Origin of the sequence: Microbispora bryophytorum, assembly GCF_043197435.1 — a bacterium.
Lineage (GTDB): Bacteria > Actinomycetota > Actinomycetes > Streptosporangiales > Streptosporangiaceae > Microbispora > Microbispora bryophytorum.
The window spans coordinates 129,279-153,650 of record NZ_JBICTF010000012.1 but is presented as its reverse complement, the minus strand read 5'-3'; the positions used below and the strand labels follow the sequence as shown (position 1 = coordinate 153,650).

The window sequence follows — 24,372 nt, the reverse complement described above, 5'->3', positions numbered from 1 at the left end:
CACGCCGAGGAGGAAGATTCCATGACGAGGATCAAGGCGCCAGGGCCCCGCGGGGGGCGATCGCTGGTGCGCAACGTCGTGAGCTGGCGCAAGGATCCCGCGGGTTTCCTGCTGGCCGCCGCCCAGGACCACGGGGGGGTCGCCCGGCTGCAGCTGGGGCCGTACCTCACGCACCTGGTCACCGACCCGGCCGCCGTCTACCGGGTGGTGGTCGAGAACCACAGGAACTACACGCGCGGCAGGCTTTACGAGCAGTTCAAGCTGGTCATGGGCCGCGGTCTGCTGACCTCGGACGGCGCGTACTGGCGCGGGCACCGGCGCGGCGTCCAGCCGCTGTTCCTCAGCAAGGCGATCGGCGCGATCGTGCCCAACGTGGTCGAGGCCACCAACGAGATGCTGGACCGCTGGGAGCGCAGCGCCGCGGACGGCGAGCCGGTCGATCTGGTCGCCGAGATGCTCAGGCTGACCATGGTGACGCTCAGCCGCTCGCTGTTCGGATACGACGTGGACGACACCGTGCCCGCGGTCAAGCAGGTCGTGGACGCCGGCCTGGAGCTGATGTTCATGCACGGCATGATCTCCGAGAAGCTGCCGCGCTGGGTGCCCAACGCCCGCAACCGGCAGATTCGCGACATCCAGGGCTTCCTGACCGAGTTCGTCGCCACCATCCGCGACAACCACAGCAGGACCGGGCAGGGCCCTCTCGTCGAGCTGATGGAGGCCGCGGTCGATCCGGAGACCGGGCGGCGCTGGACGGACCAGGAGATCCGCGACGAGCTGATCACCGTCTACATGGCCGGGCACGAGACCACCGCCACCGCCGCCGCGTGGACCCTGCACGCCATCGCCACCCACTCGTGGATCGACGAGGAGCTGACCGGCGAGGCGCAGCGGGTGCTGGCCGGGCGGGACCCGGTGCACGCCGACGCCGATCAGCTGACCTTCGCCGGGATGGTCGTCCAGGAGGCGCTGCGGATGTACCCGCCGATCTGGATCTATCCGAGGGACGCCGTCGATGACGACGAGCTGAACGGCTACCACATCCCGGCCGGGTCATCGGTGGTGCTCTCGCCGCTGGTCTCCCAGCGTAACCCCGAGTTGTTCCCCAACCCGCACGTGTTCGACCCGCACCGCTTCGCCGGAGACGCGGTCAAGCGGCTGCCCCGGCTGTCGTACTACCCGTTCGGCGGCGGTCCCCGGATGTGCGTGGGCAACCTCATGGCGCTGCTCGAACTGAAGCTCGTCATCTCGATGATCACCCAGCGGTTCCGGCTGGAGCCCGTGTCCGGCGCCCAGGTGCCGTACGGGCACTCGATCATCTCGCTGCGCCCGGAGGGCGAGCTGCGGGTCCGCCTGCGTCCCCGCACCCGGGAGCTGGCCGCGGCGGGAGGCCGGTCATGAGCGCCGCCGCCCCCGGCGAGATCCTGCGTCAGACGCTGACCCTGTGCCCGCTCCCCCCGGCGCCGGCGCCGCCCGAGGACGTGCTGGACGGCCGCAGAGTCCTGGTGATCAACGGTTCCGACCCGGTGCGGCGCTCGGTGTGCCGCGCCGTCTGCCGGTACGGCGGGACCCCGGTCACCGATCCGGACGCCACCCGGATCGACGCGATCATCGACCTGACCCTGCACGGCGACCCCGAGGAGACCCGTCCCGGGGCGTGGCGGGAGCCGATGCGACGGACCGTGGCCGCTCTCCAGCACGTCTACCCGGACTGGGTCACCGAGACCGACGCCCGCAGGCTGCACTACGTGGCGGTCACCGCGATGGGCGGCCCCATGGGCCTGAGGCCGGAGCAGGACTCCCGGCCGCTCAGCGGGATATGGGCCGGGATCGCCAAGACCCTGCCCAGGGAGCTGGCCGCCTGCCAGTCCCGCGTGATCGACCTCGGCCCGGTGGCGGACCCGGGCGAGGCGATCGTGCGGGAGATGTTCGCAGGCGACCTGCTGGAGGTGGGACTGCGCTACGAGGAACGGCTCACCATCCTGCCCAGGCAGTCGGCGGTGGACGGCGCGCCGATCGAGATGACGCCGGCCGACGTGCTGCTGCTGACCGGCGGCGGCCGGGGCATCGGATTCGAGATCGCCGCGGAGATGGCCCGCGGCACCGGCTGCCGGGTGATCGTGAGCGGACGGACGAGGCTGCCCGGCGAGGACACGCCGTGGCTGACGGCCGGCGAGGACGAGTTCGCCGAACTGGCCCTGCGTGCCTACCGTGAGCGCGAGCCCGGCGAGCCGCTGCCGGTCGTGCGCCGCCGGATCGAGGGGATGCGCCAGGTCCGCGAGATCTACGGGAACCTCCGGCGGGCGAGGGAGGCCGGCCTGCGGATCGACTATCACGCCGCCGACGTCACCCGGGCCGAGGACCTGGCCGCGCTCCTCGCCGCGGCCGGGCCGGGGCTGTCGATGGTCGTGCACAACGCGGGCGTCGACGCGCCCACCCGGCTGCCGCGCAAGACCGCCGAGGAGTTCCTGCGGGTCATCGAGGTCAAGGTGGACGGCTTTCTGCGGCTCACCGAGGCGCTGGAAGGACGCCCCCTGAGGATGCTGTGCGCCGTGGGCTCCCTGACCGGGCGATACGGCGGCATGATCGGCCAGATCGACTACGCGGCGGCCAACGAGGGGCTCGCGCGGCTGGCCATGTGGACCGGGCACTCCGCCGGCCATCCGGTGAAGTCGCTGTCCTGGCCGACCTGGCACGACCTGGGGCTGATCACCAACCTGGGCGCGGCGAGCCGGTACATGACGCCGATCTCCGTCCCCACCGGCGTGGCGGCCTGGCGGGCCGAGCTGGCCCACGCCGGATCCGGCGAGATCGGCTTCGTGGCCGACATCGGGGAGATCACCCCGCGGCAGCTGTGCGGCATCACGCTGCCGTCCGACTGGGAGGGCCGCACCGAGTTGCTCACCCGCAGATTCCTGCTCGGCCAGGTCGTACGGTACGGGCCGGGGACGCTGCTGGAGACCGAGCACAGGATCGACGGGGAGTGGGCCGCCTTCCTGGACGACGTACGCGTGGCAGGCGTGCGGGGCGTGCCCATCTCGCTGCTGCTGGAGTACATGCTCGCCGGCGCCTCCTGGCTGGCGCCGCCGCTCGGCCCGCTGCTGCCGGTCGCGGGGATGCGGGACGTGTGGGTCGACGCCGGTGCGCTGGCGGCCGGCGGCGGTTCGGCCGTGTTCCACCGGCTGGTCCGGCCCGACCCACACTCGCCGGACTGGCAGGTGCGCGTGGAGCTGTCGCGCGACGGCCGGCCGTTCGCGCGCGGCACCGCGGTGTTCCAGCCGGAGCCCCCGCCGTCCGTCATCGGACGGGGCGGGCCACCCGAACGGCGCGCCAGGGACTACCTCTGGCGGCCCTTCCTGACCGACGTGGACTCCTGGACCCTTGACGACCAGGCGGGATGCTGGTCGGCCGAGGTGACGCGCACCCGGGCCTCCGACCTGTTCACCATGACCAGCCCGCCCCGGATCACCCTGCCGATCGCCCATCTGGAGGCGGCCATCGCCACGGCCTCCGGCCGCTCGGAGGTATGGCGGCTGGCCTCGCTGGACCTGCACGAGCCGCGGGGCACACCCGCCCGGCTGCTGCTCGGCGCGGACGGCGCCGGGCAGGTCGTCGACGCCGAGAGGCGGCCCCTCGTCTCGATCGGCCGCTGCCGCTGGGACGACCAGCCGTGAGGACCTCGACCTCGGGCATGGTGAACTGCCAGATCTGGTGGGCCACGACCGCGATGGCCCGGTGGTGGCATCCCGGCCTCCTGTCTCACGCGGAACGCGAGCGCCGCGGGCGACTGCGGCACACGGCCGACCGGGACCGCTTCACAGTGGGGGTCGCGCTGACCAGGCTCGTGCTGGCCGGCAGGCTCGGCGTGGATCCACGCGCGCTGCGGCTGGAGCGCCGGTGCGCCGGCTGCGGCGGTGCGCACGGAAAGCCTCGCCTGTCCGGCCCGTACGAAATCGGCTTTTCCGTGTCGCACACCGACGAGGTGGTGGTGCTGGCGCTCGCCGGGGACTCCATGGTCGGGGTGGACGTGGAGCGGCTGGGCCGGGTCCGCGACCTGAGGGCGCTCGGACAGGCGCTGCTGTCGCCGGACGAACGCGACGGGCCCCTCACGGAGACCGCCCTGCTCCGCCGCTGGGTGCGCAAGGAGGCCGTGGTCAAGGCCACGGGCGACGGCCTGAAGGTCCCGCTCGCCGACCTGGCGGTCTCCGCGCCCGGAACGCCCGCCCGGCTGCTCGGCTGGCGGACCCGCCCCGAACTGTGCTCCCGCATGACACTGCGCGACCTGCACCCCGCCGCCGGTTACCTGGCCTCCCTGGCGGTCGCGACCACGGCACGCGGCCCGATCACCGTCTGGGAACGCGACGCCGGCCCCGTGCTCGCCACAGAGCCCGGCACATCAACCGAGAGGGAGTTCGATCATGACGATGACCGTACCGGCCGGGCTGGTGAGCGACCTGGCGGTGGATCCGCGCGACCCCCGCGCGCGGCTGGCCGCGCTGCTTGATCCCGGCAGCCTGTCCCCGATCCACGACGGCGACGGCGGAGTGGTCTCGGCCAGGGGAACGGCCCAGGGCACCGCGGTGATCGCCTTCGCCACCGACGCCACCCGGATGGGCGGGGCGCTGGGCACCGCCGGTTGCCACGCCATCGTCCAGGCGATCGACCTGGCCGTGGCCGAAGGCGTCCCGGTCGCCGGGCTCTGGCACTCCGGTGGGGCCCGGCTGGGCGAAGGCGTGGAGGCGCTCGACGCCGTCGGGCGGGTGTTCGCCGCCATGGTGCGGGCCTCCGGGAAGGTGCCGCAGATCTCCGTGGTCCTCGGGCCCGCCGCCGGCGGAGCCGCGTACGGCCCGGCCCTGACCGACCTGGTCATCATGGCTCCCGCCGCCCGCGTGTTCGTCACCGGCCCCGACGTCGTACGCTCGGTCACCGGCGAGGACGTCGACACGGAGACGCTGGGCGGGCCCGGCGTCCACGGCACGCGCAGCGGGGTCACCCATCTGGTCGCGGCCGACGACGACGACGCGCTGGCCCAGGCCCGCCGCCTGCTGAACCTGCTGGGCGACCAGGGCTCGCTCGACGCCATGTCCGCGGCCGACGACCGCGATCTCAGCCGGCTCCTGCCCGGCAACCGTCGGCGCGCCTACGACATCCGCCCGCTGGTGACCGAACTGCTCGACGGCCCGCCGGTGCACCTCCAGGCGAAGTGGGCACGCAACGTGGTCACCGCCGTCGGACGGCTGGCCGGCCGCACTGTGGGGGTGCTGGCCAACAACCCGCTCTACACGGGCGGCTGCCTCGACGCGACCTCCGCGGAGAAGGCGGCCCGCTTCGTGCGGATGTGCGATTCCCTGGGCGTTCCGCTGATCGTGCTGGTGGACGTGCCCGGCTATCTGCCGGGCACGAGTCAGGAGCACGGCGGGGTCGTGCGCCGCGGCGCCAAGCTGCTGCACGCCTTCGCCGAAGCCACCGTGCCCAGGATCACGCTCGTCGTCCGCAAGGCGTACGGCGGGGCGTACATCGCGATGAACTCCCGTTCGCTCGGCGCCACCGCCGTGTTCGCCTGGCCGGACGCCGAGGTGGCCGTGATGGGCGCCGAGGCCGCGGTGGACGTCCTGTCCCGCAAGGTGCTGGCCGCCGCTCCGGAGGAGGAGCGCGCGGAGCTCAAGGCGAGGCTCGTCGCCGAGCACGAGCGCGCCGCGGGAGGACTCGGCAGGGCGCTGGCCCTGGGCGCGGTGGACGAGGTCGTCGAGCCCGCGGGCACCCGGTTCCGCCTGGCTCTGGAGCTGTCGGAGGCGCTCGCCGCCGATCCGGGGCGCCGTGGGCGGCACGGCAACATTCCCCTCTAACAAAGAGATCAGACAGCGAGTAGAGGCCGCGTATAGACGGCGCTGCTGTGATGAGACGGCAGGCGCGTCCACTGATTCGGAGGATTTGATGTTCGAGAGATGGGGCCGCACCGTCTATCGGCGACGTCGGCTGGTTCTGGTGCTGTCCGCGATCGTGGTGGTCGCCGCTGCGGTATGGGGGTTGGGCGTCTTCGGCACACTCACCTCCTCCGGAGAGTTCGATGTGGCCGGAAGCGAGAGCCAGCGGGCCGCCCAGTTGGAGACCGCGGCGCTGGGCCGGGACGAGGCCGACGTCGTGGTGCTCTACCGCAGCCGGACGAGCACTGTGGACGATCCCGCCTACGGCGCCGACGTCACCCGGGCCCTGCAGGCGCTTCCCCCCGGTCACGTTGACTCGTTCGCCACCTACTGGTCCACCAAGTCGCCGCAGTTCGTCAGCGCCGACCGCAAGAGCACCTTCGCGGTGCTGAGGCTACGCGGTGAGGACGAGCACGCGCGGCGTGACCACCTGGCGGCCATCCGCACCGCCGTCGCCGTGCCGGGGCTCGAGTCGCTCGTCGGCGGTTCCACGGCCACCCAGAAAATGATCTCCGACGGTGTCAAGAAGGACATCGTGCTGGCGGAGGGCATCGCCACCCCGCTGCTCCTGCTCCTCATGATCTTCATTTTCGGCAGCGTGGTGGCGGCCGGCCTGCCGTTGCTGATCGGCGTGGTGGCGGTGTTCGGCTCGTTCTCCGCGCTGCACCTGTTCGGCCTGTTCACCAACGTGTCCACCTACGCCGTCAACATCACCACCCTGCTCGGCGTCGGCCTGGCCATCGACTATGGGCTGTTCATGGTCGTGCGGTTCCGAGAGGAGCTGAACCGCGGCCACACCGGCGAGGAGGCGGTGGTCCGCACCATGGCCACGGCCGGCCGGACGGTCGCCGTCTCCGGCGTCACGGTCGCCGCTTCGCTGGCCAGCCTGCTGATCTTCCCGCAGTCGTTCCTGCGGTCCATGGGCATGGGCGGGCTGGCGACAGTGCTGGTGGACATGGTCGCCGCGCTCACCATCATGCCCGCCCTGCTGGCCGTGCTCGGTCCCCGGGTCAACGCGCTCGCCCCCCGCTGGCTGGCCCGGCGCCAAGGCAGGCAGTCGCTCTTCTGGGCACGGCTGGGGCGTGGGGTGATGCGGCGCCCCGTGGTGGTCCTCGTCGGCACGCTGGCGATTCTGGTCACTCTCGGCCTGCCGTTCCTGCGCGTGAGCTGGGGCGGCATCGACGCCCGCGCGCTGCCGGCGGGCACCGAGACCCGGGTGGTGTCGGAGACGATGACCGACGAGTTCCCCGCCAACTTCACCAACCCCCTCCGGGCGATCGTCACGCTGTCCGACCCGGTCTCCAGTCCGGCCTCGCGGGCGGCTCTGAGCGCGTACACCGGCCGGGTCGAGGCGGTGCCCGGGATCACCGGCGCCCAGCTCACCGGGGAGGCCGGTCGCACGGCGCGGATCGAGCTCACCTACAGCGCCAACCGGATGTCGGCGGAGGCCAGAGACGTGGTCCGGAAGGTTCGCGCGGTCCCGCCCCCGGCCGGAGCCTCCGTGCTCGTCGGGGGAGCCACCGCGGCGCTGGTCGACCAGCTCGCCAACCTCGGCGACCTGCTGCCCTGGATGGCGTTGCTGGTCGGGGTGACCACCTTCCTGCTGCTGTTCATGGCCTTCGGCTCGATCCTGCTGCCGATCAAGGCCGTGATCATGAACATCTTCTCGCTGTCGGCGACGTTCGGCGCGCTGGTCTGGATCTTCCAGGACGGTCATCTGTCCGGGCTCCTCGGCTTCACCCCGACGGGTTTCCTCGAACCGTCGATGCCCATCCTCGTGCTGGCGATCGTGTTCGGCCTCTCCATGGACTACGAGGTCTTCCTGCTCTCCCGGATGCGGGAACACTACGACGCGCACGGCGACAACACCGCGGCGGTGGCGGCGGGGCTGCAGCGCACAGGCGGCCTGATCACCAGTGCGGCGCTGCTGTTCATCATCGTTGTGGCGGCCTTCTCCACCTCGGGCATCACCTTCATCAAGCTGACCGGAATCGGCATGCTCATCGCCGTGCTGGTGGACTCCACGATCGTGCGGGCGTTGCTGGTGCCGGCCACGATGAAACTCACCGGACGGGCCAACTGGTGGGCCCCCGGCCCGCTGCGCCGTCTCTACGGCAGGTACGGCATACGGGAGAGCGACGAAGCCGTCGTACCGGAGAGCACCCTGGTCACGCGGTGAGACGGTAGACGTGCTCCTCCCGGCGAGAGCCGGGGCCTGACCAGCGATATCGCAACCTCACGGCCTTGTCCGCTACAGGACCCCCTTGTCCTGTAGCGGACAAGGCCGCTGTCGTCCAGGCCCGAATCCTTCTCCCACCGTGCTCCGCGGGCCATATTTATTTCAACGGAGCCGTTCGCTCCGAACAAGGAAAACGGAAAAGGGAGAAAGATGTCGATTACCTCGAGGACCCACGGCACGGGAATTCTCGCCGCGATCGCCTGGCGCGCCATCGGCCTGGTCGTCGTCGGCGGATTTGTGGCGATGGTCGGGGCCGGGATTTCCGTGAGCCAGCCGGGCGTCCCCTTCCAGAACAGCGGCGGACCCGCGTCGACCGACGGCATCATATGGGACTGACCAGCGGCGAACTTCACCATGCGTATAGAGATGGCGACACTGCTCGCCGCCGACGGGCGCGATTGGCGGCAGGCCGACGCCGACGTGGTCCTGACCATTCTGTCATTGGTGGCGACTCCGGCGGACGGCATCGAGCACATCCGTTCCCGTCACGCCGGAAACCGAATCGAAGTCGTGGTCTTCCAGGCGGACGAATTCGCTTCGGGCGACCCCGGAATCGTCCAGGAGCTTATCTCGAGAGCGGAAAACCTACTGGCGGCGCTGGAAAGGAGACGGGGCTGACATGACCCATAGAATGGAATTCAGAATTCTCGGCCCTGTCGAAACGCGGGTGGACGGGGAACAACGCCTGCTCAACGGCGCCAAGCCTCGGACCGTACTGGTGGAGTTTCTGCTGGCGCACGGCCGGGTGGTGTCCGACGAGCGGCTGACCGACCTGTTGTGGGCCGAGGCGGCGCCCGCGACCGCGAGCGCGCAGATCTACACCTACGCCTCCCGGCTGCGCAAGCTCTTCGAGCCGAGCCTTCAGATCACCCGCTACCCGCACGGCTACTCGATGAAGCTCGGTGACGCGTGGTGCGACCACCTGGAGTTCTCCAGGCTCAGCAGTGCCGGCCTGGACGCGGTGAAGCAGGCGCGCTGGCGGACGGCCACGGATCTGCTGAGCCGCGCACTGGCCCTGTGGCGCGGCCCGGTGCTGGTGGACGTCACCGACCACATGGCCGCCACCGAGCGGCCCCGGCTGGAGGAGGCGCGGCTGCGCGTCCTGGAGGGCCGCGTGGCGGCCGACCTGATGCTCGGCCGTCACCACGACCTCGTGGCCGAACTCACCTGGCTGGTCGCGGAGCAGCCGCTGCGGGAGCGGCTGCGGGCACAGCTCATGACCGCGCTCTACCGGTGCGACCGGCAGGCCGACGCGATCGCCACCTACCAGGAGGGGCGCCACGTCCTGGCCGACGGGTACGGCGTCGATCCCGGACCGGTGCTCTCGGCGACCTACCAGGCGATACTCACGGGCAACCTCCGGCTTCCCGCGAGTGAAACCGATTCCGACGGCAGAACGGGAGAATGCCGCCGGAGCCAGGCCGCCGCAGGATGCGTCAGAGCCAGCCGCGCTCCGCGACTCGCAACCCGGCCTCGAAGCGACTACGGGCGCCGATCCGCTCCATGATCTCGGCCATCATCCGGCGCACCGTCCGTTCGGAGACCCCGAGCCGTTTGGCCGCGACCTCGTCGGTCATTCCCTCGGCCAGCATGCGCAGCAGCTCGTGCTGCTGCCGGGTGAAACCCTGCGGACCGAGCGCCGGACTGCCCAACGGCACGGCGATCTCCCACACCTGTTCGAAGAGGGCCAGCAGGGCGGCGATGATGCCCGCGCCGCTCAGCTGGAGCGCGCCGCGTCTGCTGTTGTCAGGATCCATGGGCACGATGGCCACGGTACGGTCGAAGATGATCATCCGAGGGGGCAGGACCGGCATGGTGCGCACGTGGGCGCCGGCCTCCACCAGCCAGTTCAGGTAGGCAAGGGTCGCCGAGTCGTTGCGGACGCTGTCGAGACAGATGTTGCGGAACTTCACCCCGCGGCCGAGTGCCCGCTCGTCGTTCTGACGGGCTGTCTCCAGAGCGTTCGCGGACTGGGAGCCACCGGGCATGAAGGTGAGCACCTCATGCCCCACCTCCTCCGACAACTGCTCCAGCCGTCCGATGATGACGTCGATGCCCACCAATCGCACCGCGTCACCATCGGACCTCTCCTGATCGGCGTACTGGGCGAGCATCTGAGCCACCGCGGCCTTGCTCTGCGCCATCTCCAGTTGCCGTTCGGCCTCTTCCATCTGCCGCCGGCGCAGAAGTGCCTGCAGTCCCACTGCCGGGTTCACCGGCCGCAGGTCCCCCGGATCCTCCAGAGAGCGCCGCAACAGGGCCAGGTCGGCCAACCGGTCGAGGGCGGAGAGGACGTCCTCCTCCGAACACTGCAGGTGCCGGACAATGTCGTTTATGCGCCAGCGAGGATTATCGAGCATGGTTCGGTAAACGGTTTCAGCGAGGGGATCGAGCCCCAACCCCTCAAGCAATGCCAACCCCCAGGCATCCCGATGCGGACACATTATTCACCCCATGTTCGACGAATCTTCGCTAAGTGCGCGATTTTCGTCAAGCGATACGGCCGGCGTTCACGTTCACGCAGCCCAGAGGCCCGGCCGCAGGACGCACTATTGGCGTGATCATCCAATACTGTGCCGGTTCACATCGAGTTCGATGGGGTGGTTATCCGGCGGTAACCGAATATGCGCCCGCCTCGCGTTTTCGCGCCCGGCCGGGAACAATCTCGACACGTTCTCCCCGCGACCCCCGCCGGGAACATCGCTCCCTCGCGAGCGATTTCCAGGGAACAGATCACGCCCGGCCCGATGCCCGGCCCGATGAGCCGTCGGCTCTCCGCTACCGGCTCGGGCCTGAGCCGGCCGGCGCCGCCGTCGAGCACGTCGCCATCGGCACGTCCACGCACGACCGCCCCGGGTGCGACCCTCATTTTATTGCGCATGTTGCAACGCACAGAACGTAATATGCAATTTGCTCTTGACATCGTTGAGCGTCGACCTACGATCATGGCAACGGTCAGGCCCGATTCGTTACGTCTGACCACATTTCACTCTTCGGAGGGAGCGCAACGTGCCCGTCGCCCATCCCCATCGTTCGCCGAGGATCCAACGAGGTAGCAGGCTGAGGTCGCTTCTGGCCGGCCTGACGGTCGCGGCAGCAGTGGCCGCGGTAGGGGTGTCAGCCCCTCCGGCCTCTGCGGCACCGACGAAGCCGCTGGGGCCGACCCTGGTCAAGTCCGACGCACCCCCGACCGGGTACGCGGTGACGTTCCGGTACCAGGCGCCCGCCGGCGTCAACAGCGTCCAGATCTACGGCGACTGGTTCTTCGCTCAGCCCGACAACGTCGGCGACAACCGGCCGCCGTCGGAGTGGCAGCCGGGCGACACCGCGGCCACCCCCTGGCGCATCCTGCCCATGCAGCTCGGGGCCGACGGGATCTGGGAGACCACCGTCCCGCTGCCCGCCGGAACGTTCCGCTACGCCTTCACCCACGACTGCGAAAACGTGGAGGCCACCGGCTGCGCCCTGCACGACGACCCGGCCAACCGGTGGGAGGTGCAGCCCCAGTACCCGAGCGCGCCGGGCGCGGTGCGCAGCACGATTTACGTGCCGAGCAGCGAGAAGTTCCCCACCTACGACAACGACTATCAGGCGCCGGTCAAGGCCGGTGAGGCCGGGAAGCTGGAGTCGCGGCGGTATCCGTCGCCGCTGTCGACCAACCCGGCCGGGGTGCATGACATCGTCGTCTACACGCCGCACGGTTACGACCCGAACCGGGCGACGCCCTACCCCACGCTGTATCTGAGCCACGGCGCCGGGGACAGCTCGATCGCCTGGACGATGCAGGGCGTGGCCCACCACATCGTGGAGAACGCCATCAAGGACGGCGTGGTGCAGCCGATGGTGGTCGTGTCCACCGACTTCAACGGCCTGCCCGGCGGCAACCAGGGGTACGCCAACGAGCTGCGCAACAACGTCATCCCGTTCGTGGAGCAGAACTACCACGTCTCGACCCGGCCGGAGGACCGTGCGTTCGGCGGGTTCTCGGCGGGCGGGAGCCGTGCGTTCACCATCATGTACGACAACACCGACCTGTTCGCCTACGACGCCGCCTGGAGCATCGGCGGACCGGCCGCCTCGCAGGCGCAGATCGACCGCCTGAAGACGGTCCCCGGCGGCCTCCTCTTCGGCACCGGACGACAGGACGGCACCAGCGCCCAGAGCCTGCACACGCGCGCCGAGGCGCTGCGGTCCGCCGGCGTCGAGATCAAGGAGTACTACGTCGACGGCATGCACACCTGGCATGTCTGGCGTCCGATGCTCAACTTCTATCTGCGTAACGTGGCGTTCCGCACCACCACGACGGGCCTGGACGTCGCCGCCACGCCCGCCGGGAACTCCCACAACGTCAGGCTCACCGCGACCGCCGCGGTGGGCACCGTGACCGCCAACGTCGCCTCCCCCACCGGCAAGGTCGAGTTCTACGCCGGTGACACCCACCTCGGATCCGCACCGGTCAAGAACGGTGTGGCCACCTTCCGCAAGGCCGTCGACGGCGCGCTCCTCGACAGCCCCGTCGTCGCCCGCTACCCGGGCGACAAACTGTTCAACGCGTCACAGAGCACGCAGGTGACCGTCGACTGACCTGGTTCTTCCCACCAACCCGGCAGGCCTTGCCGTGGCGCCTCCCACCCTGGGGAGTGCCACGGCAAGGCCGTCGCACGATCTGAGCTCGCGACCTGGGGAAACCTGGGAGAGTCGGCGTGTCAGGCCGACGCCGACGACACCTCGAGGTGCTCCACAGGTCGCGGCTCAGCTCGCCGGCGGCGGCTCCGGCGTGTATCCGACTTCCTGGGAGATCAGCGTCGCGGTCTCCAGCAGCAGCGGAAGCTTCTCCTTCAACTGGTCCAGGGTCTCGATCACCTCGATCGCGGTGATGGAGACGGCGGCGACGACCTTGCCCCGTGAGTCCCTTACCGGTGCGGCCACGCACATGACGTAGGCGTCGTGCTCGCCGTTGTCGACAGACCAGCCTTGCTCGCGGACCTGCGCGAGTTCGGCTTCGAAGGACTCGCGATCGGTGATCGTCGTGTCGGTGTGCCGGTCGAAGGCGACGTGCGCGAGCAGGCGATCGCGGTCCTCCCTGGGGAGGTAGGCGAGGATCGCCTTCCCGACGGCGCTCGCATACAGCGAGACGGCCCGGCCGATCCGAGACGGTAGCTTCACCGCGTCGAACGCGGGGCTGTCGACCTTGTCGATGTAAATGATCTCGTTGCCGGTCAGCTGTGCCAGGTGCACGGTGTGACCCGTCTGCCCCTGGAGCCGGCGCAGGTGCGCCGACGCGAACTGGCGGAGGTCCATCGAGCCGAGCGCGAGCTCGGACAGTTCGATGAGCCCGCTCCCGAACACGTAGGTCCCCGCCCCTGTCTTGCGCACGAACCGTGCGGCCTCAAGCGCTTGCAAGATCCGCAAAGCCGTGGATTTGTGGACGCCGAGCACGTCCGAGGCCTCGGTGAGGGTCAGCGGATGTTCCGCTGCCACCCGGATCAGGTTGATCGCGCGCTGGATGGATTGTGCCACTCCTGCCCTCCCTGCGTTGCACTAGGCGCAATGTAGAGCATATGGCGCGCAACCGCTCGCTCCTTGACAGTGTTGCACATGTTGCTACGATCGTTGCAAGAAAACGGCGTTTCGGGGGAACGAACGGTTGATTACGGGAGTAACACATGGAGCTGCATCGCGTTCGCCGTAGCATGGCTGTGGCGACCAGTCTCATCTGTACGGCCGTCGCCTTCCTGAGCGGCTGCGGCTCTGACAGTGAATCCGGAAGCGGATCCGGCGGCGGCGTGACCTCGCTGACCTTCGCCGCCTCGACGTTCGGCGACCCCGGCCGCGGGCCGCTGCTCACGAAGTGGCTCGATGACTTCAACAAGAGCCAGAGCGCGGTCCGGGTGTCCGCCGCGGCGGTGCCGTACCCGACCTTCGGCCAGACCGTCCTGACCCAGATGGGCAGCGGGCAAGGACCCGACCTGATCCGCTTCGACATGCCCGAGTTCGAGTCCGCCTCGGACGCCGGCCTCATCGCGCCGCTCGACGACCTGATCGACGTCAGCAAGTATGACCTGCTCAAGCAGCCGGACCAGTTCATGGTCCACGACGGCAGGCGGGACGGGATCATCTTCGAGGCGTCGAACTACGCGATGTTCTACAACGCCGACCTGATTCCGAAGCCGCCGACGACCTACGAGGAGTTCGCCAAGACGGCGAGTTCGCTGACCAAGGGCGACGTCTACGGCCTGGCGTTCCGTCAGACGGAGGCCGAGGAGGCCGGCGTCTGGCAGGACATCTTCAACTACGTCTACGGTTTCGGCGGCAAGTGGTCGGACGGCAAGAACCTGACCATCAACTCGCCCGAGAACCTCAAGGGCCTGCAGGCGTACAAGGACCTGTACGACGCGAAGGTGATCCCGCGGGGCGCGGACGCGGCGACGTTCCGCCGCATGTTCGCCGAGGGCAAGGTCGGCATGGAGCTCAACAACGGCGGCTACGTTACGGCGACCCGCGGCCAGAACCCCGACCTGAACTTCAACGTCGCCCCCATCCCGTTCCCGGTCCGCACCCAGGGCGCGATCCTCGCGCCCATCGTCATCAACGAGGCGAGTCCGGCGAAGGACGCGGCGGCCACCTTCATCCGCTGGGCGCTTGAGCCGGCCAACCAGGTGAAGCTGCAGGAGATCCTCGGCGCGAGCAGCGTGGCGACGGTCACCGAGCGCAGCCCCGAGAAGCTCAAGGAGACGCCCTTCCTCAAGGTGTTCGACGACCTCACCGAATCGAGCCTGCCGCAGATCGTCCTGGGATTCGAGGCGAAGACGCCGGACATCCGCAAGATCGTCGTCCAGAACGTCGTCGCGGCGCTCCAGGGCACGGTCGACCTCAAGACCGCGCTGGACCGCGCCCAGGAGCAGGCGACCCAACTGGTCGGTTGATCGGACGAGACCGCCGGCGTGGGCACCCCTCACGCCGGCGGCGTCCTACTCGAACAAGGACCGAACTCGATGACTGTGCTGAAACAACAGCAGACCTCAGGGTCTCGATCCGAGACCCGGCGTCGAGGCAGCCCGCGGGGAAGCAAGTGGACGCCCTACCTCTTCCTGGCGCCCGCCGCCGTCTTCATCCTCGTATTCCAGGTCGTTCCGCTCATTCAGGAGATCTTCCTGAGCTTCACGCGGACGTCGCTGCTGAATCCCACCCGCAGCACCTGGGTGGGGCTGGACAACTTCACCCGCATCTTCGGTGACGAGGACTTCCGCCGCACCCTTCTCACCACCTTCATCTATGTGATCGTGTGTGTCGTCGGCGCCGTGGGAGCCGGGCTCGCCGTCGCCCTGCTCCTCAACAAAGGGTTCCGCGGCCGGGGGTGGGCGCGCGCGCTGGTGACCATTCCGTGGGCGGCGCCCGGCATCGCGGTCGCGCTCATCGCGACGTGGATGCTCAACCCGGACTACGGGATCGTGAACCGCTTCCTGGACGCGGTCGGCCTCGGCGTCCCGGGCGGCGCCATCCTCGACAGCCCGACGTACGCCCTCCCGGCGATCCTCGCCACGACCATCTGGCAGCTGTTCCCGTTCACCTCGGTGGTGCTGCTGTCCGCGCTGCAGTCCGTGCCCCCGGACCTGACCGAGGCCGCCACGGTGGACGGCGCAGGGCGCTGGTGGACCTTCCGCGCCGTCACCTGGCAGGTCATCAAGCCCACCATCGGACTGCTCGCCATCCTCATGACCATCTGGTCGCTGCGGCGGTTCGAGCTCATCTGGCTCATGACCAAGGGAGGGCCGGTCGGCGCGACCGAGACGCTCGTCATCGACCTCTACTCGGAGGCCTTCGACTCCAAGCAACTCGGTTCCGCGGCGGCGATCGGCATGGTCGGGGTGGTCGTCTCGCTCATCGTCGTCGCCGGCAGCCGGTTCGTCGCCCGCGCCGCCGAAAGGGAGGCACGCTGATGAGGCCGCTCCGCATCGGTCTGACCCTGCGCATCCTCGGCGTCCTCGTCGTGCTCGGCGTCGCGGTCTTCCCCCTGTACTGGATGATCGTCACGGCGCTGTCGAGCAACTCGGATCTCTTCGCCGAGAAGGCCCGGCTCGTCCCCGACTTCTCGCAATTCGGGGTCTTCATCGACGCGCTGGCCGAGGGCAAGGCGCTGGGTTGGCTGCGCAACAGCCTGGTGATCGCCGTCGGCACGACGGTCCTCTCGATCGGCCTCGGCATTCCGCTCGGCTACGCGCTCTCGCGGTTCTCGTTCTGGGGCAAGGCCATCGTGACCGTGCTTCTGCTGTTCACGCAGATGCTTCCCGAGGCGCTCATGGTCGTGCCGCTGTTCTCGCTCTTCCGGCGGTTCGGCCTGCTCGACTCCCTGGGCGGCCTCATCCTGGTCAACTCCGCCTTCGTCCTGCCGATCGTCGCCCTCATTCTCAAGGGCGCGATCGACGGCATTCCGCGCGCACTGGAGGAGTCCGCGCGTGTCGACGGAGCACGGCCGCTCACCGTGCTGACGCGCATCAACGTGCCGCTGATCGCCCCGTCCATCGCGGCCACCGCGGTCATCGCGTTCTTCCACGCCTGGAACGAGTACGTGTTCGCCGTGACATTCATCTTCACCCCCGGGAAGCAGCCGGCCTCGGTGGGGATCGCGAACTTCATCGGCGAGCTGGGCACGCCGATCCAGACGGTGATGGCGGTCGCGTTCATGTTCACGCTGCCCGCCGTCGTCTTCTACCTGTTCGCGCAGAGGCACGTGGTGGCCGGCATGACCGCCGGCGCCGTTAAGGGGTAACCGGGAGCATGAAGATCATCTCAGTCGACACCCTCGTCGTCGACTTCTACCGCACCAATCTCGTGATCGTCCGCGTCACCACCGACGAGGGGATCGTCGGACTCGGCGAAGCGACGCTAGAAGGCAAGGAGCGCGCCGTCCAGGGGGCCGTCGCCGAAGTCGCCGAAGCCGTGGTGGGGCTCGATCCCACCCGCATCTCCGGCATCCTGTACGAGCTGGCCAGAGACTGGTACTGGCGCGGCGGCCCGGTCATCATGACCGCGCTGAGCTCGCTCGAAATGGCGCTGTGGGACATCTCGGCACGGGAGCTCGGTGTCCCGGTCTCCCGGCTTCTCGGCGGCGCCACCCGGGACCGGGTGCGTGCCTATGCCAACGGCTGGTTCTCAGGAGCCGTCACGCCCGAGGACTACGCGGCCGCCGCGAGGAGGACCGTCGACAGCGGCTTCCGCGGTCTCAAGTGGGATCCCTTCGAGAACTTCGACCTGACGATCACAACTCCGCAGCTGGACCGCGTGCTCGCGCAGATCGACGCCGTCCGCTCCGCGGTCGGGCGCGACGTCGAGCTGTTCATCGAGGGCCACGGCCGGTTCGACGTCCGCCACGCCATCAAGGTCGCGCGGGAGATCGCTCAGTTCGACCCGGTGTGGTTCGAGGAGCCGTGCCCCCCGGACAACCTCGACGCTCTTGTCGACATCCGCCGGGCGTCCCCGGTGCCCATCGCCGCCGGGGAGCGATGGTTCGGCCGGCAGGGCTTCGCACCGGCGATCGCCCGCCAGGCGGTCGACTTCGTCCAGCCCGACGTGACGCACGCCGGCGGCATCGCCGAGCTGGCCTTCATCTCGACGCTGGCGGCGACCAGCTATGTCGGTTTCGCCCCGCACAATCCCAGCGGGCCGCTGAGCACCGCGGCGACGCTGCAACTCGGGGCGACCCTGCCCAACTTCCGATACCTGGAAATCATGGCGACCGACGTGCCGTGGCGCCCGGAGATCACCAACGAACGGCTCGTGCTCACGAAGGAGGGCGACGTCATCATCCCGACAGGGATCGGACTCGGCATCGAACTCGACCTCGAGGCGATCGCGCGGCACCCCTTCACACCCCACCCCCTGCGGATGTTCCGGGACGCCGTGTTCGACATCCGCCCCGCGGACGAGCGGTCCTTCTTCAACCTGGGAGACCGCGTATGAGCCAGGCATCGCCCGAGGCGTACCCCGCCGAGGTCGACTGGTTCGGCACGGCCGCCGACGCGCTGCCGGACGACGCCGAGGACAGCGTCCTGATCGGCCGGATCTGGGATCCCGTCGCCGAAGGGCCGTCACCCGTCGTCGTCCGCGACGGCGACGTCTTCGACATCAGCGCCGATTTCCCGACGATCCGCGACGTCTGCGAGCTGCCGGAGCCCGCCGCCGTGGTGTCGAGGCTTGACGGCCGGCGGGTCGGCGGCTTCCGGGAGGTGCTCGCCAACACCGGCGCCGCGGACCGGGACCGCACCCGGCCCTGGCTGCTCGCACCGGTCGACCTCCAGGCGCTCAAGGCCGCCGGGGTGACCTTCGCCGTCTCGATGATCGAGCGCATCATCGAGGAACGGGCCCGCGGCGACCTGCTGCTCGCGGCGGATATCCGGCAGCGGATTCTCACCGGCCTCGGCGCCGACCTGCACGGCCTGGCACCGGGCTCGGAGGAGGCGACGCGGCTGAAGAGCCTCCTCGTCGCCGAGGGCATCTGGAGCCAGTATCTGGAGGTCGGGATCGGACCGGATGCCGAGATCTTCACCAAGGGCCAGATCCTGTCCGCCATGGGAACCGCGGTCCCCGTCGGCGTGCTCGCCGCCTCGACCTGGAACAACCCGGAGCCCGAAGTGGCGCTCATCGTCCAGTCGAGCGGCCGGATCGTGGGGGCGACCCTCGGCAACGACGTGAACCTCCGGGACGTCGAGGGCCGATCCGCGCTGCTGCTGCCGAGGGCGAAGGACAACAACGCCTCGTGCGCGCTGGGGCCCGTCATCCGGCTCTTCGACGAGCGGTTCGACCTGGAACAGGTACGTGGCCTCGTGGTGGGCCTGGAAATCGAAGGCGTGGACGGCTTCCGCCTTGAGACGGTCTCGGAGATGGCGCGGATGTCGCGCGATCCGGAGGCGTTGGTGCGGCAGATGATCGGCCCGCACCATCACTATCCCGACGGCGCGGTCCTCATGCTCGGCACCATGTTCGCGCCCATCCAGGACCGCGACCGCCCCGGCGAGGGGTTCACGCACAAGGTCGGCGACATCGTGAGGATCAGCTCCCCCGCGCTCGGCACCCTGGTCAACCGCGTCCGGCATGCCGAGGAGTGCGAACCCTGGGACTTCGGAGTCCGCGATCTCATGGGGAATCTCGTGAAGAGGGGGCTCCTGTGAGCACCGTCGCCGGTTCGGCTCGGGCAGCGGGATGAGCCGGCTCTCCACATGACACGGCGGGCTCGGTCTGGTACCGAGCCCGCCGTTCAGGTCCTCCCGGTCCTGATCGCGTCCGTGGTGACGCTCACCTGGTTCGGCGTGCGCCGTGCCGCGATGGTCAGGAACTCCCGGGTGGGACCCGTGTCATGCCGTCAGCGCTGCAGGGTCAGCAGGCCGGGGCGGTAGGGCAGCAGGCCGTAGTCGCCGCCGGAGCTGGGGCTGCGGCCCTGGTAGAGCAGCTGCAGGTTGCAGGGGTCGACGGTCTTGGTCTGGTCGGGGTTGTTGCGGACCAGGTCACCGTGGCTGATGTCGTTGGTCCAGGTGGCGCCGCTGTTGGCCTTGCCGGCGAAGGGGTTGCTCTCGCTCGTGGCGTTCGCCGACCACGAGCCGTTCAGGCTGCTGGCCGTGTACGAGCGGAAGTAGCGGCCCTGCGAGCCGATCGACTCCACGAGCATGAGGTACTTGGTCTGGCCCTGGAGCTTGTAGACCTCGACTCCCTCGAACAGGTTGTTCGTGGAGTCGCTCATGATCTGCGTGTAGTTCGAGCCGAAGCTGCCCGGGAAGTTGCCGATGGGCATGCTCTGCCGGTAGATCTTGCCGTTGTCCCCGGCGAAGAACAGGTACATGTTCTGGCCGTCGCCGATGAGCGTCTGGTCGATCGGGCCGGTGCCGGAGCCGGAGATGCTCGCGGTGGACAGGGTCTGCGCCCCGGACCAGCCGTTGGGGTTGGTCGGGTCGCTGGAGGTCCGGTAGGAGAAGGCGGTCCCGCCCCACTGGTAGGCGAGCACCCAGATGTTCTTGGGAGCGAAGTAGAACAGCGTCGGCGCGACCGTGCCGGAGTTCATCTTGGTCTGGGTGGCCGAGGCCATGTCGGACCAGTTCGTGAAGGGGCTGAAGGCCATCGAGCCCCAGCTCGATCCGGTGTCGTGCGTCGTCGCGTAGACGAGGTGCTTGCCGTTGTAGACGACGTTGGTGAAGTCCTTGAGCGAGGCCCAGCCCGACTTCGGGCTCGCCAGCGCGCCCGTCGAGCTCCAGCGGTACGACGACGGAAGGTTACACGTGCCGGTCGGCGTCGACGGGGACGGCGTCGCGGTCGGGCCGCCTCCGCCGGAGGTGGTCCACTTCTGGTTGTCCTGGCCGTGGCAGGCCCACAGCTGGACGACGCTCCCGTTGGCCGTGCCGTAGTTGCTCACGTCCAGGCACAGACCCGACTGCACGCCCGTGATCGTGCCGTCACTGTTCAGGCGCCACTTCTGGTTGTTCTGCCCGTTGCAGGACCAGATGACTACCTGGGTGCCGTTCGTGGTGCCCTGACCGTAGGCGTCGACGCACCGAGTGCCGTTGAACGTCCGCAGATCACCGGAGGAGGTGAACTCGAAGGCCTGGTTCGCCTGGCCGTTGCAGTCATAGATCTGCAGGCCGGTGCCCAGCGCGTCGGTGTTGCCCGTCACGTCCAGGCATCGGCCCGACTGCGCGCTGACCAGCGGCGCCGCCGCCGCCGACGCCGGCATCGCCCACACCACGGCGACCGCCAGCACCGTCGCCAGCGCCGTGGCCAGGACCGTCAAGAAGCGCACGCCGGCACTGACCGGCGAGCGACGCCGGCCGCTCGTCACACGAATGGGGGGTGAATCCATTGTTTCGTTCTCCTTGGGGGGGTGAAGGCGTGGCGATGCGGCCACACCGGGGGATAACCGCAGTGGTCTGAGAGGGCCGGCAGGGGCAGCCGGCCACCGGTGCGCATCACGCCGTCCACGAAGGCGGCAGCGTGGTTGCGCGGATCGTCGGCTGGATCACGGGGGGCCGCGAGCTCGAAGCTGTTAGCGCTAACATGCGGGCAAATCCGGGGCTCCTCTCCCTCGACTGCCTGGAGGTGGTGGCGCAACGGAGCGAATACGACCGGGCGAGGCCCGTCAGGAAAGCGCCCCCTCCCGATGCCGGCCACGCCCGGACGCCTCTGGGGTGGTGGCACGCGACTGCGGGCCGTCTCCGATCATGGAGACCCTCCTTCCCGGGGCCGAGGCGTGTTAGCGCTCACACATGTCCGCGGCGCGGGGTGTCGTGGCCGCGGGTATCGATTCCGGTGGTAATGGCGGAGCAAACTAGGAATCACCGGGTCGCGTCAAGAGGAAGATCGAGACCCGGGTGTGCGTTGCGCCCCCGGAACGCCACTCACCTGGCCTTCCCGGCCCGGCAGACAGCGCGTGCGCGACGCTTGTGATGAAAGTTTCAACTGAGCGCACGCCGACGCCGGCCGCCCCTTCGCCAGGCTTTCGGCCCGCCGCTTTCCTGGACGAGCCCGCCGCTTTCCCGGACGAGCCCGCCGCTTTCCCGGACGAACCCACCGCTTCCCCGGGCGACCCGCTGCTTTCCCGGACGAGCCCACCGCGCCGACGCCGAGCGGCGAACCGTGACCGGCGTGCCGTGGCGGCTCAGGAGCCGAGGTAGCGCAGGACGGCCAGGACGCGGCGGCTGTAGCCGGTCGTGTGCGACAGCGCGAGCTTGTCGAACAGGGCGTTGACGTGCTTTTCCACCGCGCTCTGCGACACGTGCAGGGATTGGGCGATCGAGGCGTTGGTCAGGCCCTGGGCCATGAGCTCCAGAACCTGGCGCTCGCGGGCGGTGAGCCGGGCCAGCGGGTCGGCGTGGCTGGTGCGCGCGAGCAACTGACGCACCACCTCCGGGTCGAACGCCGTCCCGCCCGCGCCCACCCGCTCCAGCGCGTCCAGGAAGTCGCCGACCTGGGCCACGCGGTCCTTGAGCAGGTAGCCGACCCCGTCGATGCTGCCGCTCATCAGCTCGGTGGCGTACTTCTTCTCGACGTACTGCGACAGCACCAGCACCTTGACCTCCGGCCGGCGCCGCCGAAGCTCCAGCGCGGCGCGCAGGCCCTCGTCGGTGTGGGTGGGCGGCATCCGTACGTCGACCACGACCGCGTCGGGGCTGTCGCCGTTTACCGCCTCCAGAAGCGCGTCGGCGTCGCCCACCGCGGCCAGGACGTCGTGGCCTTCCTCCTTGAGCAGCCGCACCAGGCCCTCGCGCAACAGGGCCGAGTCCTCGGCCAGCATCACGCGCACGGCGGCCCCACCTCGATCGCGGCCGGCCCGTTACCGGCGGCAGCGGCTCCGCCCCTGCCGTCATCCTCCACTCGCACGTACCCATGCTGCCTTCTCGCGGCGCCGAGCCGCCATGAGGCATGCGGCCGTTCGGGGGTGCGGGAAACCACACCCCGCCCGGCCCGTAGAACACCTGCACCGACAGCCGACAGCTCGTCATGCGCCGTCATGCGGGCGTGGTGCGGGCATGGTTGCGGGCGTGCTTCGTACATGGTGCGGGCAGCCGGCGCGAAGCGACAGCACGCACGCGTCGGTCGTGCCACCTGTCGCGTGACCGTCCCAGATGACGTCCGAATCTCAAATCGGTTCATCCCCTGCGACCTGCCGAAACCACACGAGCCGCCTCAGCACCGCGAATTCGCCCGCATGGACTCGGCGGATATGGGAAAGGTCTCCACAATCCCTCGGAAGTGACACAGTTTGGCAACAAATTGACCGATCACTTCAGTCGGGTATCGGGGCAGAGCGCTCCGGTACGACCGCCGCCGCCCCGTTCGGCGGAGACCATCGAATCGATCGATACGGAGGAACGGTGAAGCCGACCAACCCCCACCGCCTGGAGAAAGGACGGTCGTCCGGACCGGGCGGGCCGCGCCGGCGCATCTCCCAACCCATGATCCTCGCGACCGCGTTCGCGCTGACGGCGTCCGTCGGCGCCGGAGCGACGGCGGCGTCCGCCGCCACCCCCGTCACCCCACCGGCCGAGACGTCGGATCCTGTCGTGACGGCCACCGTGACGATCACGCCGACGGCTACCCCGGCCGAGACCGCCACCGACACCCCCACGGCGCCGCCGACCCCCGAGGTGCCCCTGGTGGGCCCGTTCCTCGGCGCGCTGCACGGCGAGGTGGTCGTGCCGACCAAGGACGGATGCGGCACCGTCACGGTGTTCACCCAGATTGGGCAGGTCGTCGCCGCGGCCGATGACTCGATCACTGTACGCAGCCAGGACGGCTTCGAGCGGTCGTACGCGATCGGTGACTCCACGCGGGTGCTCACCGCCCGCCGGGGCGGCGAGATCCGGCAGGACGCCTGGATCTCGGTGATCGCGGCCGCCCAGCCCGGCACGCCGGCCCCCACACCGCCGAGCCCGGCTCCGGTTCCGTCCGCCCCACCACCGCCGCCGCCGCCGACGACGACGCCCGAAACCACGCCGACGGCCCCCGAAACCACGCCGACAGCTCCCGAAACCACACCCACGGCTCCCGAGCCCACGCCGTCGCTCTCGCAGGGCGCGCCGGCGCCCTCCGAGGGCACGCCGACACCTGCGGAAAGCGCCCCGGCGCCGCTTCCGAGTGAGACCGCGCCGCTTCCCGCCGCTCCCCCTGGCCAGGCGAGCTTCACTCCCCCGCAGACCGAGGAGACGACGCCCGCCGCCCCTCAGGGGGAGACGGCGGCGGCCGCCTACGTCTTCGACCTCTCGAGGCCGAGCAAGCGGCTGTGGTACCTCAGCAAGGACGCTCCGTACTCGCTGAAGTGGCACTCGGGGAAGCCCGCCTGGCGCGCCCCTGAGCCCTGTCCGACGCCGACGGTCGTCCCCACGGAACCGCCGGCCGCGACACCGGACCCGGCCACGCCGCCCACGGAGACCGCGACTCCCACCGAGACCGCACCCACCCCCGAGCCCACGACTCCCACCGAGCCCACGCCCACGCCCACGGACACGCCGACCCCGAATCCCACGTCCTGACCTACCGTGAGACCGGCCCTCGCCTCCCCGGCGGGGGCCGGCGCCATGCAGGCATGCAGGTCGGCCCCCGCCCGCTGGCCGCGACCGCGACCGCGACCGCGACCGCGACCGCGACCGCGACCGCGAGAAGCTTGTTGCGAATAAGTCGCAATAGCAAGAAGATTGCGTTTCTCCGCGCCCGGTTCCGCGGCGAGCG

Annotated in this window: 19 protein-coding genes; 15 read left to right on the top strand and 4 right to left on the bottom strand. The window is 69.7% G+C overall.

The annotated features are described in order from the left end of the window. Positions 1-21 precede the first annotated feature (21 nt). From ACGFIB_RS32440 to ACGFIB_RS32405, 8 genes are all read left to right on the top strand, one after another. Positions 22-1,401: a cytochrome P450 gene (locus ACGFIB_RS32440; protein WP_142575414.1), complete on the top strand. Its 1,380-nt coding sequence runs from the start codon at positions 22-24 to the stop codon at positions 1,399-1,401. Further along, entirely contained in the window at positions 1,398-3,674 is a 2,277-nt protein-coding gene (locus ACGFIB_RS32435; protein ID WP_393376897.1) for a KR domain-containing protein, read from the top strand. The genes ACGFIB_RS32440 and ACGFIB_RS32435 overlap by 4 nt, the downstream gene beginning before the upstream one ends. Continuing rightward, the gene (locus ACGFIB_RS32430; protein ID WP_393376895.1) at positions 3,671-4,504 is read left to right on the top strand and encodes a 4'-phosphopantetheinyl transferase family protein; all 834 of its coding nucleotides are present in this window, start codon (positions 3,671-3,673) and stop codon (positions 4,502-4,504) included. The genes ACGFIB_RS32435 and ACGFIB_RS32430 overlap by 4 nt, the downstream gene beginning before the upstream one ends. Beyond that, positions 4,425-5,846 (top strand): acyl-CoA carboxylase subunit beta, encoded by a 1,422-nt coding sequence (locus ACGFIB_RS32425; protein WP_393377032.1) that lies wholly within the window; start codon positions 4,425-4,427, stop codon positions 5,844-5,846. Before ACGFIB_RS32430 ends, ACGFIB_RS32425 begins: the two co-directional genes overlap by 80 nt. Positions 5,847-5,934: 88 nt before the next feature. Next, on the top strand, positions 5,935-8,103 hold the full coding sequence (locus ACGFIB_RS32420) for an MMPL family transporter (protein ID WP_393376893.1): 2,169 nt from the start codon (positions 5,935-5,937) through the stop codon (positions 8,101-8,103). 210 nt (positions 8,104-8,313) lie between these two features. After that, complete coding sequence (locus tag ACGFIB_RS32415) at positions 8,314-8,499, top strand: hypothetical protein (protein ID WP_393376891.1); 186 nt, start codon at positions 8,314-8,316, stop codon at positions 8,497-8,499. A 30-nt stretch (positions 8,500-8,529) separates the two neighbouring features. Continuing rightward, positions 8,530-8,781: a hypothetical protein gene (locus ACGFIB_RS32410; protein WP_142575418.1), complete on the top strand. Its 252-nt coding sequence runs from the start codon at positions 8,530-8,532 to the stop codon at positions 8,779-8,781. 1 nt (position 8,782) lies between these two features. Continuing rightward, complete coding sequence (locus tag ACGFIB_RS32405; RefSeq protein WP_208762489.1) at positions 8,783-9,670, top strand: AfsR/SARP family transcriptional regulator; 888 nt, start codon at positions 8,783-8,785, stop codon at positions 9,668-9,670. On the opposite strand, the gene ACGFIB_RS32400 is transcribed toward ACGFIB_RS32405, so the two are convergent. Next, positions 9,600-10,580, bottom strand: a complete 981-nt coding sequence (locus tag ACGFIB_RS32400) for a LuxR C-terminal-related transcriptional regulator (protein ID WP_393376889.1) — start codon at positions 10,578-10,580, stop codon at positions 9,600-9,602. The genes ACGFIB_RS32405 and ACGFIB_RS32400 overlap by 71 nt on opposite strands. 784 nt (positions 10,581-11,364) lie before the next feature. Here ACGFIB_RS32400 and ACGFIB_RS32395 point away from each other — a divergent pair. Beyond that, complete coding sequence (locus tag ACGFIB_RS32395; protein WP_142575420.1) at positions 11,365-12,747, top strand: alpha/beta hydrolase-fold protein; 1,383 nt, start codon at positions 11,365-11,367, stop codon at positions 12,745-12,747. A 168-nt stretch (positions 12,748-12,915) separates the two neighbouring features. Here ACGFIB_RS32395 and ACGFIB_RS32390 read toward each other — a convergent pair whose 3' ends face one another. Next, positions 12,916-13,683 (bottom strand): IclR family transcriptional regulator, encoded by a 768-nt coding sequence (locus ACGFIB_RS32390; RefSeq protein ID WP_142575421.1) that lies wholly within the window; start codon positions 13,681-13,683, stop codon positions 12,916-12,918. Between the two features lie 179 nt (positions 13,684-13,862). Between ACGFIB_RS32390 and ACGFIB_RS32385 the strand changes: the two genes are divergently transcribed. From ACGFIB_RS32385 to ACGFIB_RS32365, 5 genes are all read left to right on the top strand, one after another. Next, complete coding sequence (locus ACGFIB_RS32385) at positions 13,863-15,089, top strand: ABC transporter substrate-binding protein (protein WP_167748470.1); 1,227 nt, start codon at positions 13,863-13,865, stop codon at positions 15,087-15,089. A 69-nt stretch (positions 15,090-15,158) separates the two neighbouring features. Then, positions 15,159-16,103 carry a carbohydrate ABC transporter permease gene (locus ACGFIB_RS32380; RefSeq protein ID WP_142575423.1) on the top strand — a complete coding sequence of 315 codons (945 nt, stop codon included), beginning with the start codon at positions 15,159-15,161 and terminating at the stop codon, positions 16,101-16,103. Further along, on the top strand, positions 16,103-16,933 hold the full coding sequence (locus ACGFIB_RS32375) for a carbohydrate ABC transporter permease (RefSeq protein WP_142575424.1): 831 nt from the start codon (positions 16,103-16,105) through the stop codon (positions 16,931-16,933). The genes ACGFIB_RS32380 and ACGFIB_RS32375 overlap by 1 nt, the downstream gene beginning before the upstream one ends. A gap of 8 nt (positions 16,934-16,941) precedes the next feature. Beyond that, on the top strand, positions 16,942-18,123 hold the full coding sequence (locus tag ACGFIB_RS32370) for a mandelate racemase/muconate lactonizing enzyme family protein (RefSeq protein ID WP_142575425.1): 1,182 nt from the start codon (positions 16,942-16,944) through the stop codon (positions 18,121-18,123). Then, positions 18,120-19,331, top strand: coding sequence for a fumarylacetoacetate hydrolase family protein (locus ACGFIB_RS32365; protein WP_142575426.1), 1,212 nt, complete (start codon positions 18,120-18,122; stop codon positions 19,329-19,331). The genes ACGFIB_RS32370 and ACGFIB_RS32365 overlap by 4 nt, the downstream gene beginning before the upstream one ends. Positions 19,332-19,522: 191 nt before the next feature. On the opposite strand, the gene ACGFIB_RS32360 is transcribed toward ACGFIB_RS32365, so the two are convergent. Both ACGFIB_RS32360 and ACGFIB_RS32355 read right to left on the bottom strand, forming a co-directional pair. Further along, on the bottom strand, positions 19,523-20,947 hold the full coding sequence (locus ACGFIB_RS32360) for a non-reducing end alpha-L-arabinofuranosidase family hydrolase (protein WP_357240966.1): 1,425 nt from the start codon (positions 20,945-20,947) through the stop codon (positions 19,523-19,525). 855 nt (positions 20,948-21,802) lie between these two features. Next, entirely contained in the window at positions 21,803-22,447 is a 645-nt protein-coding gene (locus ACGFIB_RS32355; protein WP_357240968.1) for a response regulator transcription factor, read from the bottom strand. A gap of 571 nt (positions 22,448-23,018) precedes the next feature. Between ACGFIB_RS32355 and ACGFIB_RS32350 the strand changes: the two genes are divergently transcribed. Next, a complete protein-coding gene (locus ACGFIB_RS32350; protein ID WP_357240970.1) occupies positions 23,019-24,176 on the top strand; it encodes a hypothetical protein in 1,158 nt (385 codons plus the stop codon). Positions 24,177-24,372 lie beyond the last annotated feature (196 nt).

Coding starts and splice junctions, on each gene's coding strand:
- ACGFIB_RS32375 (WP_142575424.1), top strand. CDS start 16,103: ATGAGGCCGCTCCGCATCGGTCTGACCCTGCGCATCCTCGGCGTCCTC.
- ACGFIB_RS32425 (WP_393377032.1), top strand. CDS start 4,425: ATGACCGTACCGGCCGGGCTGGTGAGCGACCTGGCGGTGGATCCGCGC.
- ACGFIB_RS32440 (WP_142575414.1), top strand. CDS start 22: ATGACGAGGATCAAGGCGCCAGGGCCCCGCGGGGGGCGATCGCTGGTG.
- ACGFIB_RS32380 (WP_142575423.1), top strand. CDS start 15,159: ATGACTGTGCTGAAACAACAGCAGACCTCAGGGTCTCGATCCGAGACC.
- ACGFIB_RS32435 (WP_393376897.1), top strand. CDS start 1,398: ATGAGCGCCGCCGCCCCCGGCGAGATCCTGCGTCAGACGCTGACCCTG.
- ACGFIB_RS32365 (WP_142575426.1), top strand. CDS start 18,120: ATGAGCCAGGCATCGCCCGAGGCGTACCCCGCCGAGGTCGACTGGTTC.
- ACGFIB_RS32370 (WP_142575425.1), top strand. CDS start 16,942: ATGAAGATCATCTCAGTCGACACCCTCGTCGTCGACTTCTACCGCACC.
- ACGFIB_RS32415 (WP_393376891.1), top strand. CDS start 8,314: ATGTCGATTACCTCGAGGACCCACGGCACGGGAATTCTCGCCGCGATC.
- ACGFIB_RS32420 (WP_393376893.1), top strand. CDS start 5,935: ATGTTCGAGAGATGGGGCCGCACCGTCTATCGGCGACGTCGGCTGGTT.
- ACGFIB_RS32405 (WP_208762489.1), top strand. CDS start 8,783: ATGACCCATAGAATGGAATTCAGAATTCTCGGCCCTGTCGAAACGCGG.
- ACGFIB_RS32410 (WP_142575418.1), top strand. CDS start 8,530: ATGGCGACACTGCTCGCCGCCGACGGGCGCGATTGGCGGCAGGCCGAC.